The organism is Mucilaginibacter sp., assembly GCF_028287845.1.
Lineage (GTDB): Bacteria > Bacteroidota > Bacteroidia > Sphingobacteriales > Sphingobacteriaceae > Mucilaginibacter.
Genome location: NZ_JAQBOW010000018.1, coordinates 1 through 18927, shown reverse-complemented (window position 1 = coordinate 18927; position 18927 = coordinate 1). Strand labels below are relative to the sequence as shown.

Sequence of the window (18927 nt, the reverse complement as noted above, 5' to 3'; positions counted from 1 at the left end):
TCGAAGCCATCCGTAAATATCAGCCCGAAATAATAATAACCAATGCCTGTTATGACAGGCACCCCGACCATGGCCGTGCAAATCAATTGGTTGATACGGCTGCATTTTTGTCGGGCCTGCTAAAAATAGAAACTTATGCAGACGGCAAGTTACAAGAGCCATGGCGGGCAGAAGTCTTATTGCATTTTATACAGGATGAATATATTAAGCCCGATATTTTAGTAGATGTTACTGAATATTGGGATAAAAAAATAGAAAGTATATATGCCTACAGCTCACAATTTTTTAATCCTGACTGGGAGGGCGATGAGCCGCAAACTTATATTTCATCGCCAGAATTTATTGCTGTAATTGAGGCGCGTGCACGTGAGTTTGGAAAAGTTATCCGGACAAAATTTGCCGAAGGCTTTACCTCACGCAGGATTTTAGGAGTAGAAAATTTGTTTGATCTTAAATAAATTACACTGCTATATATTCAAAACGATTATTGTCATCATTTCTTTCGCGTTTAAGTTTATTCTCTTTAGCGAGTTTTAAAAGTATGCCTGATAATTCGGACGTTTTAAAGTTTGAATTGTAATTCTCTTTACAATAATCTGCAATTGAAGATATGGAATGTGTTGTTTTAAAAAAATCGGTTGAAAGTAACTGATTCAATATTTTTGTTGCTCCCGGTTTTTTACGATTGGAAGTAACAGAATAATTATCGTCATCACTTATTGACCTTAGTTTAGTTCCCTTCTTATTAAGGAACTCATATCCATCAAGGTCTCCCCTTTCAAACTCAATCATTGCATCTAATAATTTGTCAACAACTTTTACTTGAACGGCTTCGGATTGGAATGCATTAACAACTTCAGAGATTTCAATAAGTTGTTTTTTTAATTTTTCTATTGGTCTGCTCATAATCATATATAAGGGCTACAGTAACTTATTATTTCTTTATTGCCCAACAGGAGCAACAATTAAGATATAGCCTGCCGGGTAGAAATATTTTTTTTAAGAACATAACGTAAACTTTCGATTATAGTATATTTGGAAATATGAAAAGTGTTGTGATATTCGAAAAAAGCAGCGCTTGTAGCAAAAAAATTACATTTTTACAGCTTATTAACTATTTTTTGGAGCTTATTTAATCCTTCATCGATATTATTTTTTTCGATAATAAGTGCCGGTCTAAAACGGATGGTACGGTTTCCGCAACCTAAAAACATTACATTGTTTTCAATGCCGGCCTGTATAAACTTATCGCGCATGGCTTTGTCCTGAAAATCAAATGCGGCAAGTAGTCCTTTGCCGCGTACATTACTAATAGCCGGTGTATTTTTGGCAATTAATAATAATTGATCTTGTAAATATTTTCCATTCTCTGCGGCTTTATCACATAAACTATCTTCTTCAATAATCTCAAGTATTTTGGTTGAACGTACCATATCAACCAAGCTGCCACCCCAGGTGGAATTAATGCGCGAAGGTACATTAAATACATTATGTTCAACCTCATCTATTCTGCGGCTTGCCAGTATGCCGCATACCTGCATTTTTTTGCCGAAAGCGATAATATCCGGACGGGCCATTTCGCCAAAATGTTCATGGTACCAAAATTTACCGCTAAGGCCAACCCCGGTCTGTACCTCATCATAAATTAACAATGCTTCATTCTCATCAGCCAGTTGCCTTAGTTGTTGCATAAACTCTTTACGCACATGTCTATCGCCTCCTTCGGCCTGTACAGGTTCAATTATTATGGCACATATATCATCTTTATTATCTGCAAACGCTTGTTTAATTTGGGTAACAGATAGCTCCTCTCTTTTTAAAAGTTCTTCCATATTACCCTCTGTTAAAGGGAAATTTATTTGTGGAAAAGAAACACGGGGCCAGTTAAACTTAGCATACCATTTGGTTTTAACAGGTAGGGTGTTGGTTAAACTTAATGTATAACCCGAACGGCCATGAAAAGCATTTTCAAAATGAAGTATTTTAAATCCTTTTTCGATAGTATAGCCTTTCGCAAAGTTTTTTTGAACTTTCCAGTCCATAGCTGTTTTAAGCGCGTTCTCTATTGCCAATGTACCTCCCGAAATGAAAAAAGCATGGGGAAGATATTCAGGGATACCTACTCTGGCAAAAGTTTCCAGGAACTGGGCATATTGGGTAGTATATATATCAGAGTTTGATGGATTAGTTAATGCCGCCAGCATAAGGTTTTTCTTAAACGCTTCGTCATTAAGCATTTTAGGATGATTATAACCTAGTGGTACAGATGCAAAGCAGGTAAAAAAGTCAAGCAGTGTACGTTTGTTCTTAGAATCGTAGATATGAACACCGTTGCTTCGTTCCATATCAAAAGTAAGGTCGAAGCCATCGGCCAGCACATGTTTTTTTAGTGAGTCAATTACATTTTCGGGAGAAACAGATAGCTTATACATAAGACAACGCTTTAAACAAATTTACTAAAAAAACCCTCTGAAATGATAATTTAGGCGGTTTTTGAACCAAACCATCAAAAACCAACTTTAAATTGTTTAAAGCTGTTTTTTGTACTGAAATTTAGTTGGGTATAGGTTAAAATTTATCCTTCATCCCCAGCAATCCCCATATACCGCCGCTATGAATTGCCAATATGCGGCTGCCCTGGTTAAAATATTTTTTGGCTGCCAGGTCATAAATAGCATAAAGCATTTTGCCGGTATAAACCGGATCTATCAATATTCCGGTGGTTGCTATAAATCTTTTTATAAAGACAATAAGTTCAGCATTAACCTTTCCGTAACCACCAAAATGATAATCAGTATGCAGATTATAATTTGCGGGCGATGTTAATAGCTTGTTTATCTCATCAGCAATAAAACCGCCATTTTTAAATACCGGGATAGCATTAAACCTGGCAGGGGAAGAATTGTTTTGCAAACCATTAATAATGCCAGCTGCCATGGTACCGGTACCGCAAGCGCAAAAAATATGGTCGTATGTTTCGGTTAGTTCATCAATGAGCTCGCTGCATCCTTTGGCCGCTTCGGGCGATGTGCCCCCTTCGTCAATAAAAAAAGCTTCATCATTATTGGTAAAGTATTTATCAAATAATGCCGGTTTATCGCGATAGCTTTCACGATCAGCAAATATTAAGTTCATGCCATGCAGCCTGCAAAGAAAAAGTGTATCGTTTTGTACGGTTTCACCACGAACTATTCCGGTTGATTTGAAGCCAAATTTTGCTGCAGCTGCAGCGGTTGCTAATAAATGATTAGAGTAAGCACCACCAAAGGTTACAAGATGGTTTTTGTTTTGAGCCTGCGCTTTTTTTAGCAGGTATTTAAGCTTGCGCCATTTGTTTCCTGATATTATGGGATGTATCAGGTCATCCCGTTTTATAAATACTTTTAAATCCTGTTCATCAAATAACTTGTCTTTGATTTGATGAACAGGACTAAAAATTTCCAGATCAATATTCATTAAGCTGATTAGAAGCCAAGGCCTATACCTACGTTAGCTGATTTGTATTCGGCAAAGCTGTATGAACCATATATTTTAAGGAAGAATAAGCTCATTTGGAAACCAACATCGGCACGCGCGCCGCTTACACTAGCTGATGAACCACCGATATTAATAGGATCGGCATAGGTGGTATAAACCGGTCTGCCCAAATTGTTTACACCGGTAACAAAAGGGAAATTGCCCTTTAAACCAACATCAGTACTGCTGGTTAAATAGCCCACAGAAACAAACGGAGTAAAGAACAATAATTTTTTAGAAAGGATAACCTGGGTATTCCATCCGCTAAAATGTCCTTCTAAGCGCTGGTTGGAGTAATCCTGGCTACCGGCGGTTCCTCCATTGCCCGCATCCGGAGTTACGTTTAATGATTTATTATAACTTAAGCGGGTATAACCAATAGCAACGGCAAGGTCAAATGGTATGATATGGCTCGCAGTGCCAAAATCCTGTGCAATATTATGTTTAAAGCCAAAACCAAACATACCTACCGAACCTATATCAGTAGAGATCTGAGTGGTGGGTATAAAACGCACTGTTAAATCAGTATTTTTTATCAAACCAAGCGTTAACTGCACTTGTGGTGCCGGAATGTATTGGCTAACACCTTTAGGTAAGGTGGTATTATATTTTTTTAATGGATTGCTTGGATCAGATGGGTCAGAAACAATAATGCCGGTACTTAGGTTTTTATCACCGCCAAAGGTTGGAGCTATTGAAGAACCTGATGCTTTTACATTAGCTAAACCTAATGTGTTAAGATCATAAGTTTTATCAGCGTTAGGGACAATACTGGCGGTGGCGCTTACCCTGATAACAAAACGTAAAAATTTCTGGGTTTTAGCAGTGTTGGTCCAGCCACCGTTCAAGCTATTACCAAATCCTTTAAATAATGGGTTACTATAAGCGCCAATCAATTTATTTACATCAGCAGGCGAGCCTTTAAATAGTTGTGAAATTCCATCACTACTAGACTGTGCACTGGCCTTGAACGCAGCAGCTGTTAAAATTACTAAAGTAATCAGGGGGTAAAGTTTTTTCATATATTGTTTATAAAGTAAAATTTTAGATGATAAAAGTAATATATATTTAGTAATAATCAATGTTACTAAATAGTTACCGATGATATATAAATAACCAATTAGTTTAAAAAACGGTTATTTTTGCCCCAAATGATAAAAGAGCCTGATTTATTTGAGCAAGAGGAGCAAGATCTGTACGAACATCTGCGTGTAATTGTTGATAAGGGGCAATCACTTTTACGCATTGATAAATTTTTAATGTACCGTGTTGAAAACGCGTCGCGTAACCGTATACAAAATGCTATTGATGCAGGTAATGTATTGGTTAATGATAAGGTAATAAAAGCCAGCTACAGGGTTAAACCGCTTGATGTTATATCGGTTGTTCTCCCTCATCCGCCCCGCGATACAGAAGTATATCCTGAAAACCTGCCAATAGATATTCTTTATGAAGACGATGATGTACTGGTAGTTAATAAAGCAGCCGGAATGGTTGTACATCCGGGGTATAATAATTATACGGGCACGCTAGTTAACGCGTTGGTTTTTCATTTTCGGCAATTGCCTACTTTGCCCGGCAATGATGGCCGGCCCGGCCTGGTGCACCGCATTGATAAGGATACTTCGGGCTTATTATTAATAAGCAAGAACGAACGTTCTATGACTTACTTGGCCCGCCAGTTTTTTGATCATAGTATCACCCGTAAATATATAGCATTGGTTTGGGGCGACCTGGAGCAGGACGGAACAGTAACAGGCTATATTGGCCGCAGTGTGAACGACCGCCGGGTAATGTCTATATATGATGACCCTGAAAAAGGAAAATGGTCTGTAACCCATTACAAGGTTTTAGAACGTATGAATTATGTTACCCTGATAGAGTGCCAGCTGGAAACCGGCCGTACACACCAAATAAGGGCGCACCTAAAACATATTGGGCACCCTTTATTTAGTGATGCTACCTATGGCGGCGATAAGATATTAAAAGGTACTGTTTTTAGTAAATATAAGCAGTTTGTTGAGAACTGTTTTGAACTGATGCCACGCCAGGCACTGCACGCACAAACGCTTGGTTTTACCCATCCGTCAACAAAAAAACGTATTGATTTTGAAGCGCCTCTGCCACAGGATTTTGAAGCGGTATTGCAAAAATGGCGTAAATATGTTGGTGCTAATACCACACAAAATGATGAAATTAGCGATTAACTAACATGGCGCCGCTTTACATTAATTTTAACGGAGAAATACTTCCTGCAGATAGCAAACTGCTTTCGATAGCAAACCGCTCATTCAGATATGGCGATGGTTTGTTTGAGAGTATGCGCATGCTTAAAGGGCAATTAAAATTTGCCGACTTGCATGCCGATCGTTTACAACGTGGTATGAAAGCGCTTAAAATGGATGGCTACTCGCAAATGGACGCCTGGTTTTTAAAAGATAAGGTTGAGCAGCTGGCCATACGCAACAAAGCAAAACACGGGCGGTTGCGGTTAACTGTTTACCGTGATTCGGAAGGGTTATATACGCCCACGCAAAACAAAGCAGGCTATTGTTTGGAGCTTACGCCGGCAGATGAACCCCGGTATTTTTTGAATGATAAAGGTTTAATAGTTGATATTTTTACCGATCTGCCAAAGGCATCAAATTACCTCTCAAATATTAAAACCTGCAACTCATTGATCTATGTTATGGCCGGGCTTTACAAGGCCCAGAATAATTTGGATGAGGTGTTTTTACTTAATCAAAATGGTTTTTTGTGCGAAGCCGGCAGTTCTAATGTATTTGTTTGGTACCAAAATCATTTATATACACCAGCATTAAGCGAAGGGTGTGTTGAAGGGGTTATGCGCCAGGTTATTATTAACATCGCCAAAAAAAACAATATCGCCGTTACCGAGGCACAGATAAATCCAGAGATTTTGTATGAAGCCGACGAGGTGTTTTTAACCAATGCCAGCAGAGGTATACAATGCGTAATGGGGTATGGCATCAGGCGTTATTTTAACAAAATAAGCAAGATGCTGATGGACGAGCTGAACAAATTGTAATCGATTGCATTGCTAATTATTATTGATTTTAACTACATTTGGTATAACCATTTTTATTATTATCAACCAAAATTAAACCAGCAATGAAACTAAAACCAATCTTGATTTTTAGCGTATTTTTATTACTCAGCACCTCTGTATTTTCACAGGACCTTACCAATAAATGGACATCTTTATTAACTAAAGATGGAAGAAACTTTGATGTCTTTATAGGCATACCGCATAAAAGCCTTACCAGTTTACCGGGTTGGGATAAAGGCGATGGGATGAATACCGGCACACCGCTGGGCTTAAACAACGACCCGTTACATGTTTTTTCTATTGAGATGGTTGACGGGCAGCCTGTATTGCACATTTCGGGAGAGATATTTGGCGGTTATAGCACTAAAAAAGAATACGGCAACTACCATTTAAAAGCCGAGTTTAAATGGGGCGAGAAAAAGTATGAACCTAAATTAGGTATTAAAAGAGATAATGGCATACTATATCATGGTAAAGAACCTCACGGGCAATTTTGGCACGTATGGCTGCGTTCGCCCGAGTTCCAGGTGCAGGAAGGCGATATGGGCGATTTGTTTTCATTGGCCGGAGTGGGTTCTGATGTGCATGCAAGATTGAAAGACAGCACCAATAAAAAATTAGGTTGGATATATGATCCGGCAGCTCCTTCACAATATTTTGCATCATGGGGAATACCGGGAGCGCCCGTACCACCCAGCAACCTATCGCATTTAAAAGGTGATTTTGAAAAGCCAAACGGCGAATGGAACGTTATTGAGCTTTATTGTTTCGGCGATAAAGCTGTGCATGTTGTTAACGGACATGTGGTGATGGTGGTAGAACATTTACGCACAGTACCAAAGGATGGGAGCCCGGCAACCCCGCTTACTAACGGACATATCCAATTCCAATCTGAAGGTGCAGAAGCTTATTACCGCAATATCCAAATAACAAAATTGGATAAAATGCCTGATTTTAAATAAGCTATTACTTTACCACGCGTCATCCTATACAAACATAGGATGACGCTTTGAGAGAATTGACTGGTACTTGAGAGAATGACTGGTAATTACAATTTTACCCCTCTTAAAAACTCTTCAATACCCATACGTTTCTTACCTTCTAACTGTACATCAGTTACACTGATAAAGCCATCCTGGGCGGCAAATTTTAAATGAGTTTTATTATCCGTTAAAAAACCACCTGGCTGTATGCCGGGATCTGTATCATGGTAATCTGCCCGGTATATTTTAAATGTTTTTCCGTTTAATGAGGTATAAGCAGCAGGGGTAGGGCTTAAGCCACGTATGTGGTTATAAACAGTTGTTACAGGTTGGTTCCAATCAATCTTACCCATCTCTTTGAAAATTTTCGGGGCCGATTTTAGTTCTGCATCCACTGCCAACAACGTAGATTGTGGATGCTCATTATACCGTCCGCTTTCAACAGCTTTAACCGTTTTTACCAACAAGCCGGCACCTTTATGCATTAAGCGGTCATGCAGCTCGCCTGCGGTTTCATGGCCGGTAAGGGTTATTTTTTCGGTAAATAATATATTGCCGGTATCTATCTCATGTTTTAAGAAAAAGGTGGTAACACCGCTTTCTTTTTCGCCGTTAATTAATACCCAGTTAATAGGGGCCGCTCCCCTATAATGGGGCAGCAGCGAGGCATGTAAATTAATTGTTCCTTTATCAGGCATGTTCCAAACCTCTTCTGGTAACATGCGGAATGCTACTACTACCTGCAGATCGGCATCTAACGATCTCAGTTCGGCTAAAAATTCGGGATCTTTTAAATTTGTGGGTTGTAAAACTCTTAAGCCATTGGCTACCGCATATTGCTTTACTGCCGACTCGCTTACCTTTTGCCCACGCCCTGCAGGTTTATCAGGAGCGGTTATTACGCCTGCAATTTCAGCACCTGCTTTTATCAGTTCATCTAATGATGCAACAGCAAACTGGGGCGTGCCCATAAATACAATTTTCATGATGATAATATACTGATTTTATCTGATAATTTATGCTCGTATAAAATTAATTAATCCATAATTGCTTAAGCTATACACACATAGCTTTGTAAATTTATTGATATAGTAAATATTTACTTCGTATAGCCTTAAATCTGCTTAAACCAGGCTGCCAGCTTTGACGTATTTCGGATTCGGTTTTACCTGCTTCTATTTGTTTTCTTAACTCTTCGGTACCGGCAAGTTTGGTAAAATAGGCATTAAAAAAATGTTGCTTATCAGGAAAAATTTTATAGAATTCTATCAACCATGATAAATTGATCAGACCCCTTTTTTTAATACTATTGGTGTTGTAATTTCTTAGATCTATACCATAACAAACCCGGTTTTTTTGCGGCGGATCTTCGCTCATCCCTGCAATACTTACCGGCGTAAATGAGTACGGGTATTTTCCTTTTAAAGCCGGGTGCCCTAATACCTGGAAGGGTATCATTGTTCCCCTGCCCAAACTAAAGGTAGTTCCCTCAAACAAGCATACGCTTGGATACAGCAATACTGATTGATTAGTATTTAAATTAGGCGATGGGTTTACCGGCAATTTATAGCTTAACGAATGATTATAATTAGCAACTTTTATAAGCTTTAGTTTGCATTGTAAATGGTTTTTGAGCCAGCCTTCGCCATTTATCATTTGAGCATATTCTGCAATGGTCATGCCATGGGTTATGGGTATGGGGTGCATGCCTACAAACGAGCGGTAGGCGGTATCTAATATGGGTCCGTCAACACAATAGCCATTGGGGTTGGGCCTGTCTAATATCATCAGTTCAATATTGTTTTCGGCGCAAGTTTCCATTACATAATGCAGGGTAGAGATATAAGTATAAAAGCGGGCGCCAACATCCTGTACGTCAAATATCACCAGGTCAATATTTTTCAGGTCGGCGGGGGTTGGTTTAAAATGCTTGCCGTAAAGTGATATAACCGGGAGCCCGGTTTTAGGATCAACGCTATCATCAACAGAAGCCCCATTACTGGCATTTCCCCTAAAACCATGTTCTGGGCCCAGGATCTTTTTTATAGTTATGCCTAACTTAAGCAAACTATCAACAGTTGTAATTTGGTGTTCGCCAATTATAGAAGTTTGGTTAACCACCATCGCTATATTTTTCCCTTTTAAATAGGGCACATATAGTTGGGTTTGGTCTGCTGCCGGAGTGGTTTTTTTTACAGCATCATGCTTTTTTTGTTTTGCTGTAGGATGGGGCTCGCTGTAAACTACAGAGGTGACATTTAATATTAAACCTGCTATCAGCACAAATTGAAAAAAAGATTTAATTCTTACCATAATATCCCATCAATTTAAAATACCATTTTAAACGGTAAAACCGCATATTTGCGAAGTTACAAAAAAACACGCTGCCTTGAATTTTACATATTTTATAGCCGGTAGGATAACATTCAAACCTAATCGTACATTCTCTAAGCTGATTGTGCGTATAGCAATTATTGGCATTATGCTGGGCCTTGGTGTTATGATATTATCATTAGCTGTAATTAAAGGGTTTAAGCAGGAGATTAGAGAAAAAATACGCGGTTTTGACGGCGATATTAAAGTTGTAAAGTATGACCTTAACAGTTCATACGAAAACACTCCATTTTTAAAGGCTGATACTTTTGTAAAAGCAATGAAAAGCAATAACCTTATTGCGCACGTGACGCCCTTCGCTACCAAACCCGGAATAATTAAGGCGCACAACGAGATTGAAGGGGTAATACTTAAAGGCGTTGATAATACTTATGATTGGTCGTTTTTAAAGAATAACATGGTTGCCGGTACCGTAATAAATTTTGCCGACACTGCCGAATCAAAAAGGCAAATCATGATATCAAACATTACCGCTAACAGGCTAAAGCTTAAATTGGGTGATAAGCTATTAATGTACTTTGTACAACAACCGTTAAAAAGAAGGCCCTTTAAAGTGGTTGGTATTTTTGAAACCAGTATTGAGGATATTGATAAAACCTACGTTGTAGGCGACCTGTCATTAATAAAAAGATTAAACAATTGGTCGCCGGATGAAACTGGCGGATATGAATTACGGGTTGCTAACTTTAATGAATTAACCCCCGCGACCGCTTTTGTTAATGATAACTTGCCCACCAGGCTTAAAGCAACTACAATTATTGACAATTACCCCGTAATATTTGAATGGCTAAACCTGCTTAATGTTAATGCCAAAGTAATGCTTGTTTTAATGCTGATAGTAGCTGTAATTAATATGATATCAGCCTTATTGATAATGATATTAGAGCGTACCAGCATGATTGGCATATTAAAAGCAATGGGCGCAAGCAACTGGCGCATCCAAAAAATATTTTTATATAATGCCGCTTATTTGATATGCCTGGGGCTGATTTTTGGTAATTTATTTGGGCTGGGGCTTAGCTGGTTCCAATTTAAAACGCACTTTTTTAAACTTGACGCCACATCTTATTATATGACCTTTGTGCCTATCCAGCTTAATTGGGCCGATGTAGTGTTATTAAATATTGGCACCATGATAATTTGTTTATTGGTGTTGATTGTGCCATCTATGCTGGTATCAAAAATATCACCGGTAAAAGCCATCAGGTTTAAGTAAGTGTTTAGTGATTAATTGCTTGTTTTGGTGAGATCATATTTGTATGCAAGCGAATCACCATCTGTAGCGGTAATAGTAAAATTTAAGCCACTCATGCTATAAGCGTATACGCCAGCCAAATGGGTTTTTTTAGGGAAACCCATCAATGGGTATGTGCTGTCATTAAATACAATATTAAATGCGTTCTCGCTAAAGCTGCCATAGCTCCCGGCGTGTACAGTTGCTGTATCGCCTGTAACCGCATACCCGGTTGCTGTAGACAATACTAATTGGATAGCAGCTGTCGCGGTATCTAATTTTAATGTTTTAATGTTTTTGTGGATGCGTGTAAACTTTCCCGAAAAAGTGCCTAAAGGATATGGGTAGTTACTAATATCATTACTAGGGTCATGAGCCTGTTTAACGCAGCTTACAGCAAGTGCCATTAATAGTGGCAATAAATAAACAAGCTTCTTTTTCATGACTCATTTTATTTTATATTAGGCTTATAGTATTATATTTTCTTAGCCTCCTCCCAAAAAACATCCATTTCGGTAAGACTCATGTTGTGTAATTGTTTGCCATTTTCGGCAGCTTTATTTTCCAGGTATTGAAATCGCTTAATAAACTTTCGGTTAGTTTTTTCGAGTGCATTTTCAGGATTAATGTTAATAAAGCGCGCGTAATTAATGAGTGAGAATAACAGATCGCCAAATTCACCTTCTGCTTTTTCATGATCAATCGCGTTTCCATCTTCTACATTAAATTCGTTTTTAAACTCCTGTAGTTCTTCTTCAACCTTTGCCCAAACCTGGCTTTTTTCTTCCCAATCAAACCCAACCCCGCGCGCTTTTTCCTGTATGCGCGATGCTTTTACCAAAGCCGGTAACGATGCGGGCACACCTCCTAAAACAGATTTATTACCCTCTTTTAACTTTATTTGTTCCCAGTTTCGTTTTACATCTTCCTCATCATTAACCTCTACATCGCCATAAATATGTGGATGCCGGTTAATCAATTTTTCACATATACTGTTCAATACGTCGGTAATATTAAAATGGTTGCTTTCGGATGCGATACGCGAATAAAAAACCAGGTGGAGCATTATATCGCCCAGTTCTTTTTTTATTTCGGGCATATCAGCGCTTAAAATAGCGTCTGATAGTTCATAAACTTCCTCAATAGTAAGGTGTCTTAAACTTTCAAGTGTTTGTTTTTTATCCCACGGGCAGTTTATGCGCAGGTCATCCATAATAGTGAGCAGGCGTTCAAATGCTGTTGCCGGAGTTGATGCGGTTAAAGAAGGAGTTATGGGCATGATATTGATGTGTTATTGATGTGCGAATATGCAGATATGCAAATGTGCAGTTTTTTTGGGGATGTGTAAATGAACTTGTGGGCGAATTTTATAGAATGGATATGCATCTGCACATCTGCACATCTTCAAATTTGCATATCCTCACATTTGCATATCTGCACATCCGATGGCTCTTAGCATTTCGCGCTTGCCTGCCGCGCCCGGTATTTTTTGTATTTGCAGGCCCAGGCCTTTAAGCATTCTTTTAAGGTTGCCGGTAATGGCGTAGGTAACAAATACCCCGCCTGGTTTTAAGAATTTTATAGTGTGACTTATAGCTTCTTCGTTCCACATTTCAGGCTGATGTACGGCGGCAAATGCATCAAAGTAAATAACGTCAAATTTTTTATCCGATTGGAAATTTAACAATTGGCAGTTGGCTATATACAGGCCGCAGTTAGGATTTAATTGAACAGGAGCGAGCAATGAAGCAGAATAGCTATTAATAAAATCATCCCATAACGCAGCGGTTATATACTGGTCATAGCCGGTTTTATCAATCATGTTCTTATTTAAAGGATAGGCCTCGATACCGGTATAATCAAGATGGATATTTTGTTCAGTACAAAAATCGGCACTTAGTAAAAAGTTAAGCCCGGTGCCAAAACCAACTTCTAATATTGATACTTCTTTTAGATTATTGTTATCCAAATAATAGGATAAACCTGAATTTACAAATACATGTTTGCTCTCCTGTAAAGCACCATGACGCGAATGATAGTTTTCGCCAACTTCTGAATTGTATATGGTATTTGAGCCATCAGCCGTTTGTATCAGCTCTAACATAAATAGTTATTTAAGTATTGCTTCAAACTGTGTAATCGTTTCGCCCAGATCATAAATTGCAACTGTATTAATTTTACCCGCCACAATGCTGGTAGCCGCCGCAGAGCGATAGCCCCCGGCACAGTGTACAGCAATAGGTTTATCGGTAGGGATCTCCTCCAAACGCTCACGTAGCTCGGGCAGCGGGATAGTTAATGCATGGTTAAATATTTTGCCATCATTAATTTCATTCCAATTGCGCACATCAACTACTGTATATCTTTCGGGCGAGGTTTTAAAATCGTCAATATTAATAGTTGCAGATTGCTCTTTGCCACCTGTTGATATTAGCGCAGCTTTAATATTTTGTTCGTATCCAATTTTCGCCGCTTTTTTTATTACTGTATCTAGGTTTTCACTTGTAGCTGCGATTAAATAAAACGGCTCATCGGGTTGTATTATCGATCCCAGCCAGGTTTCAAACTTTTCGCCATTCTGCAGGTTGATAGCGCCTTTTATATGCCCCTGCCTGAATTCTTCTTTCTGGCGGGTGTCAATAACCGGAATGTTTTTTTCAATGGCTCTGTCGGCTTTTAAAACCACATTGATGCTTTGTTGAAATGCAGGAGCACCTTTTTTATTCAGATCAACATCAAACCCAAAATAATGAGGTACAAAAGGCTGGTCGGCAATGATCATTTCAACAAAGGCCTGTTCGCTCATTTCTTGCAGCGCATAGTTTTCTTTAAGCTCGCGCCCAATATTGCTGTATAGATCAGGGCTGGTGGTTTTACCGCAAAGAGAGCCGGGCCCGTGTGCCGGGTATGCAATTAAATGATGCGGTAATACCATTATCTTTTCGCGCAGCGAGTGGTATAGCTGTTTAGCCAATTCTTCTTTTTTTGCAGTAATGTTTCCCGCGTTTTCACGCAGGTCAGGGCGACCCACGTCGCCTACAAACAAAGTATCGCCGGTAAATAAGGCTTTATCGTATCCATTTTCATCCTGTAATAGTATACAGATAGAATCGGGCGAATGACCGGGAGTGTTTATAGCTCTTAGTTTAATATCGGCTAAATAAATAATATCGCCATCGTCAAAACCTTCGTGCGGATAAATAGCACCTGCCAATTTGCTGGTGTAAATAACCGCGCCTGTTGTTTGATGTATCTCTAAATGCGAACTTACAAAATCAGCATGCGGATGGGTTTCAATAACGCCGGTTATATCAGCTTCATGTAGTCTGGCAAAATCATAATAGGGTTGCGGATCACGGGAGGGATCGATAACGATCATTTTTGCATTCCGTATCACTGCATAGGAAGCATGAGCCAGGCCCTTATCGTAAAATTGATGAATGATCATTGTGTACAAAGATAATTATTTGGAAGCAGATAGATTATAGGCAGCAACAGGTGTATACCGGCAATATTGTGCCGCCAGAAATTAAAAATATTTTAATAACAAAGCCCGCGTTAGCGGGCTCGTAAGTATAATTAACCTTTCACCTTTGGAAAAAGGTAGAGAAAAAGACTTACCAGATCTTGATCCTATCTTCCGGTTTTTTATATAGCTTATCACCAGGTTTTACATTAAAGGCGGTGTACCATGCATCCATATTGGTTAATGGCGCGTACGCCCTATAATTCTCAGGCGAGTGCGGGTCTGTTAAAACACGTTGTGCGGCAAACTCGGGGCGCTGTTTTGAACGCCAAACCTGCGCGAATGACAAGAAGAAACGCTGATCGGGCGTAAAGCCATCAATTTTTTGGTTCGAATGGCCCTGTTTCGTTTTCTTAAAGGCCTCGTAGGCAATATTTATACCGCCCAGGTCGGCAAGATTCTCGCCTAAAGTTAATTTCCCATTTAAATGTACGGTATCATTTACTGTAAAGGCATCATATTGTTTTACAACCATATCTGCACGCTTTTTAAACTTATCCGCATCATCTTTGGTCCACCAGTTATGCAATGAGCCATCGCTGTCATACTGCCTGCCCTGGTCATCAAAGCCGTGGGTCATTTCATGACCTATAACAGCACCTATGCCACCGTAGTTGATGGCATCATCTGCATCAAAATCAAAGAACGGATACTGCAATATGCCAGCCGGGAAAGTAATTTCGTTTTTATTAGGGCTGTAATTGGCGTTAACAGTAGGCGGGCTCATGTTAAAGCGTTTTTTATCAACCGGCTTGCCTAACTGGCTCACGTTATAATTATAGCGCCACTCATCCAAACGGCGCAGGTTGCCAAAATAATCGTTACGATTAATAGTTAAACCTTCGTATACCTGCCATTTATCAGCATAGCCAATTTTAACGCTAAAGGCAGCCAGCTTCTTAAGTGCATGTGCCTTTGTTTCGGGGCTCATCCAATCCAAACGCTTTATCCGCTCGCCTAAAACTGTCTTTAAATTATTTACAAGGTTTACCATGTAAGTTTTGGCTGCCGGTTTAAAGTATTTCTCAACATATAACTGTCCAAGCAAATCGGGCAGGTTTCGGTCCACAGATGATGAGATACGCTCTGTACGCGGTGTTTGTACCTTTTGGCCGCTTACTACGCTACTAAAATCAAACGTGGCCCTAACAAAAGGCGAGCTTAATTCAGTCGCATTATCTTTTAATACGTTCCAGGCCAGGTAAATTTTCCATTCATTTATGGTTACCGAGCCTACCAGATCATCTTCGGTTTTGAAAAAATCAGGCTCAGCAACCAACACGCTGTCCTGGCCGGGTGCCTTCATATCAACCATTAACTTAACCCAGTTAAAATGTGGAGTAAGCTTTTTAAAATCAATAACCGATAATTTATTATAGGTTTTATTAGGGTCGCGCAATTCGGTACGGCTTAGTTGCGCTTTGGCCAGCCGGGTTTCGATACCAAAAATTATATCGGCATTTTTAACAGCCTGGTTTGTATTGGAGCCTGTTAATGAAAACAGGTTAACAATGTATTGTTTGTAAGCATTTTGGATTTTAACCGTGCGCTGATCATTTTTTAAATAATAATCGCGGTCGGCCAGGGTGGTGCCGCCTTGGCCAAATCCTGCAATGTTTACGTTAGGGTGTTTAGAGTCTGCCGATACCCCGAATGAAAACAATGGAGACGCGATGCCACGCGAACGCTCATAAATTGCTTCGGCCACTACATCATCAGTAGTTTGTATGCGGCCAATACGCTCTAAATCTGGTTTTATCGGGTCATAGCCTATTTTTTCAATAGCTACGGTATCCATTCCGCTGGCATATAGGTCGCCAACTCGTTGTTTTACGCTACCTTTTGGTAAGCCGGATGATGTTTTGCTTACATCTTTCAAAATGGCCAATACCCGATCGGTGTTTTCCTGGTTAAGGATAATAAATGCGCCCCAGCGGGTTTGCTTTGCTGGTATCTCATGCGTTTTTATCCAGGTACCGTTGGCATATTCAAAAAAATCATCACCGGGCTTAACAGCTTTGTTCATGTTGGCCGGGTCAATAAATTTTCTGTGGGTTTTGGGCTTAATGTTATCAATAACAAAAGCGCTGGCGATAACGCATACAGCGCCTGCCATAAACAAATGGGTGAACTTTAATTTCATAAAAATAGCGAATCAGTTAATTATACAATAATAACATTTTTAAGTGTTTGTTAAATAAATAAGCAATAATTATTAGGGCAGGCCTGGTATTTGTTATCTGGTTATGGGCATGTTAGAACGCGGCGATTACTCACCCCGACTACGCTTCGCTGGTCGACTCTCTCTTCCGCAAGCGGGAAAGAGGGTTGGGGGATTCTTTTAAAGAATTAAAATATTGTTTTATTGTGTTTAGAACGGATTGCTGCCATAAAACTTTTTCGGCAGGGGGTTTCCCGTTGCCTCAGCTCACGACAGAATTCAATTATAGATTGCATAAAGTAAGTCAAGATAAAATTTCTTAAAGAAAACGCCAACCCTCTTTCCGCCGAAGGCGAAGAGAGAGGGTCGACCAGCGAAGCGTAGTCGGGGTGAGTAAACGGAGCGCATTCATATAGCAATTGTACAGTAATAAATATGGTTAAGCAGCTAAAATTGCTTTAATGTAATCAGCTCTGTTAATCAACCCATAAAGTTTTAATTCAAAACGCTATTTTTGCACCTTATGAGTATTGCTAAAACATATTTGCCAAAAGAAGCCGAAGAGAAGTGGTATAGTTACTGGTTAGACCATGATTTTTTCAGGTCGGTGCCTGATGAACGCGAACCATATACCATTGTAATACCTCCACCCAATGTTACCGGGGTGCTGCACATGGGGCACATGTTAAACAATACCATACAGGATGTACTGATCCGTCGTGCCCGTATGAAAGGCAAAAATGCCTGCTGGGTACCGGGGACGGACCATGCCAGTATAGCTACCGAAGCTAAAGTTGTTGCCATGCTCAAAGAACGCGGTATTAGCAAGAAAGACCTTACCCGCCCCGAGTTTTTAGCCTACGCCTGGGAGTGGAAAGAAAAATATGGTGGTATTATATTAGAGCAGTTAAAAAAACTGGGTGCATCATGCGATTGGGAGCGTACGCGCTTTACAATGGATGAGGAGCTATCAGAAGCGGTAATTGATACATTTATCCACCTGTATAAAAAAGGTTGGATATACCGCGGCATACGCATGGTAAACTGGGACCCGCAAGGAAAAACCGCGGTAAGCGATGAGGAAGTTATCCGTAAGGAAGTTAATCAGAAATTATATTATATAAAGTATCAAGTAGTTAGTAGCAAGTATCAAGATGAAAAGGAAAAGTCTAGCGACTTGATACTTGATACTGAGTACTTAACAATAGCTACAACTCGTCCTGAAACTATAATGGCCGATGCCGCTATCTGTATAAATCCTAATGATGAAAGATATTTTCATTTACATGGTAAGCAAGTCTATATTCCATTAATTCATCGAATGATACCCGTTATACTGGATGAATATGTAACTATGGACTTTGGTACTGGTTGTTTAAAAGTTACTCCGGCGCATGATCTGAATGATTATGAGTTAGGGCAAAAACATAACCTGCCTGTTATTGATATTTTAAATGACGATGGCACGCTGAATGAAAAGGCGCAAATATTAGTTGGCGAGGATAGGTTTGCAGCACGCAAAAAAATTGTAGCCCTGCTGGAAGAAGCAGGCGCATTGGATAAAGTGGAAGAATATAAATCGCAGGTTGGATTCTCTGAACGTACAAATGCAGTTATTGAGCCCAAACTATCAATGCAATGGTTTTGCAAAATGGCAGAAATGGCTAAGCCTGCTTTAGATTATGTGTTGAATGGCGATATTAAACTTATTCCGGAAAAGTTTGGTAATACCTATCGTCACTGGATGGAAAATGTGAGGGATTGGAACATTAGCAGGCAGCTTTGGTGGGGACAACAAATACCGGCTTGGTACCTGCCTAACGGCGAATATATTATTGCTAAAACAAGAGAAGAAGCTTTCGAAGAGGCAAAAAACCTCAAATCTCAAACCTCAAATCTCAAAGCTGAGGATTTGGTACAAGACGAAGACGTTCTTGATACCTGGTTCTCGTCATGGTTATGGCCCATATCTGTATTTGACGGATTTAAGGACCCTGATAATGCCGATATCAACTACTATTACCCAACCAATGATTTGGTTAC

General features: G+C 39.6%; 16 protein-coding genes and 1 pseudogene. 6 read left to right on the top strand and 11 right to left on the bottom strand.

Annotation, left to right across the window (positions count from 1 at the left end):
- A pseudogene (locus JWP71_RS01730) lies at window positions 1-458 on the top strand (bacillithiol biosynthesis deacetylase BshB1); the annotation flags it as partial.
- Between the two features lies 1 nt (window position 459).
- Here the strand turns inward: JWP71_RS01730 and JWP71_RS01725 are convergent.
- The 4 genes from JWP71_RS01725 to JWP71_RS01710 form a co-directional block, all read right to left on the bottom strand.
- Window positions 460-906: a hypothetical protein gene (locus JWP71_RS01725; protein WP_299496408.1), complete on the bottom strand. Its 447-nt coding sequence runs from the start codon at window positions 904-906 to the stop codon at window positions 460-462.
- Window positions 907-1100: 194 nt separating this feature from the next.
- A complete protein-coding gene (lat, locus tag JWP71_RS01720; protein ID WP_299496406.1) occupies window positions 1101-2432 on the bottom strand; it encodes an L-lysine 6-transaminase in 1332 nt (443 codons plus the stop codon).
- Window positions 2433-2568: 136 nt separating this feature from the next.
- On the bottom strand, window positions 2569-3456 hold the full coding sequence (locus JWP71_RS01715) for a pyridoxal-phosphate dependent enzyme (protein ID WP_299496404.1): 888 nt from the start codon (window positions 3454-3456) through the stop codon (window positions 2569-2571).
- 8 nt (window positions 3457-3464) lie between these two features.
- Window positions 3465-4538, bottom strand: a complete 1074-nt coding sequence (locus tag JWP71_RS01710) for a DUF6588 family protein (RefSeq protein WP_299496402.1) — start codon at window positions 4536-4538, stop codon at window positions 3465-3467.
- Between the two features lie 129 nt (window positions 4539-4667).
- Here JWP71_RS01710 and JWP71_RS01705 point away from each other — a divergent pair, with 129 nt between their 5' ends.
- The 3 genes from JWP71_RS01705 to JWP71_RS01695 all read left to right on the top strand — a co-directional run bounded on the left by JWP71_RS01705 (window position 4668) and on the right by JWP71_RS01695 (window position 7548).
- A complete protein-coding gene (locus tag JWP71_RS01705; RefSeq protein WP_299496400.1) occupies window positions 4668-5723 on the top strand; it encodes an RluA family pseudouridine synthase in 1056 nt (351 codons plus the stop codon).
- A 5-nt stretch (window positions 5724-5728) separates the two neighbouring features.
- Window positions 5729-6565 (top strand): aminotransferase class IV, encoded by an 837-nt coding sequence (locus JWP71_RS01700; RefSeq protein ID WP_299496398.1) that lies wholly within the window; start codon window positions 5729-5731, stop codon window positions 6563-6565.
- An 83-nt stretch (window positions 6566-6648) separates the two neighbouring features.
- Window positions 6649-7548, top strand: a complete 900-nt coding sequence (locus JWP71_RS01695; protein ID WP_299496396.1) for a DUF1080 domain-containing protein — start codon at window positions 6649-6651, stop codon at window positions 7546-7548.
- A gap of 86 nt (window positions 7549-7634) precedes the next feature.
- Here JWP71_RS01695 and fmt read toward each other — a convergent pair whose 3' ends face one another.
- Together fmt and JWP71_RS01685 are read right to left on the bottom strand one after the other, a co-directional pair.
- Complete coding sequence (gene fmt / locus JWP71_RS01690; RefSeq protein WP_299496393.1) at window positions 7635-8555, bottom strand: methionyl-tRNA formyltransferase; 921 nt, start codon at window positions 8553-8555, stop codon at window positions 7635-7637.
- Window positions 8556-8649: 94 nt separating this feature from the next.
- Window positions 8650-9882, bottom strand: coding sequence for a DUF1343 domain-containing protein (locus tag JWP71_RS01685; RefSeq protein ID WP_299496391.1), 1233 nt, complete (start codon window positions 9880-9882; stop codon window positions 8650-8652).
- Window positions 9883-9958: 76 nt separating this feature from the next.
- Here JWP71_RS01685 and JWP71_RS01680 point away from each other — a divergent pair, with 76 nt between their 5' ends.
- Window positions 9959-11179 (top strand): FtsX-like permease family protein, encoded by a 1221-nt coding sequence (locus JWP71_RS01680; RefSeq protein WP_299496388.1) that lies wholly within the window; start codon window positions 9959-9961, stop codon window positions 11177-11179.
- A gap of 11 nt (window positions 11180-11190) precedes the next feature.
- Here JWP71_RS01680 and JWP71_RS01675 read toward each other — a convergent pair whose 3' ends face one another.
- The 5 genes from JWP71_RS01675 to JWP71_RS01655 form a co-directional block, all read right to left on the bottom strand.
- Window positions 11191-11640: a hypothetical protein gene (locus tag JWP71_RS01675; protein ID WP_299496385.1), complete on the bottom strand. Its 450-nt coding sequence runs from the start codon at window positions 11638-11640 to the stop codon at window positions 11191-11193.
- A gap of 32 nt (window positions 11641-11672) precedes the next feature.
- On the bottom strand, window positions 11673-12476 hold the full coding sequence (mazG, locus tag JWP71_RS01670; RefSeq protein WP_299496382.1) for a nucleoside triphosphate pyrophosphohydrolase: 804 nt from the start codon (window positions 12474-12476) through the stop codon (window positions 11673-11675).
- A gap of 141 nt (window positions 12477-12617) precedes the next feature.
- A complete protein-coding gene (gene mnmD / locus JWP71_RS01665; protein ID WP_299496379.1) occupies window positions 12618-13301 on the bottom strand; it encodes a tRNA (5-methylaminomethyl-2-thiouridine)(34)-methyltransferase MnmD in 684 nt (227 codons plus the stop codon).
- 6 nt (window positions 13302-13307) lie between these two features.
- Window positions 13308-14645: a rhodanese-like domain-containing protein gene (locus JWP71_RS01660; protein WP_299496376.1), complete on the bottom strand. Its 1338-nt coding sequence runs from the start codon at window positions 14643-14645 to the stop codon at window positions 13308-13310.
- A gap of 169 nt (window positions 14646-14814) precedes the next feature.
- Complete coding sequence (locus JWP71_RS01655; RefSeq protein WP_299496373.1) at window positions 14815-16866, bottom strand: M13 family metallopeptidase; 2052 nt, start codon at window positions 16864-16866, stop codon at window positions 14815-14817.
- 541 nt (window positions 16867-17407) lie between these two features.
- Between JWP71_RS01655 and JWP71_RS01650 the strand changes: the two genes are divergently transcribed.
- The coding region (locus JWP71_RS01650) for a valine--tRNA ligase (RefSeq protein WP_299496370.1) at window positions 17408-18927 on the top strand (1520 nt) is incomplete at its 3' end.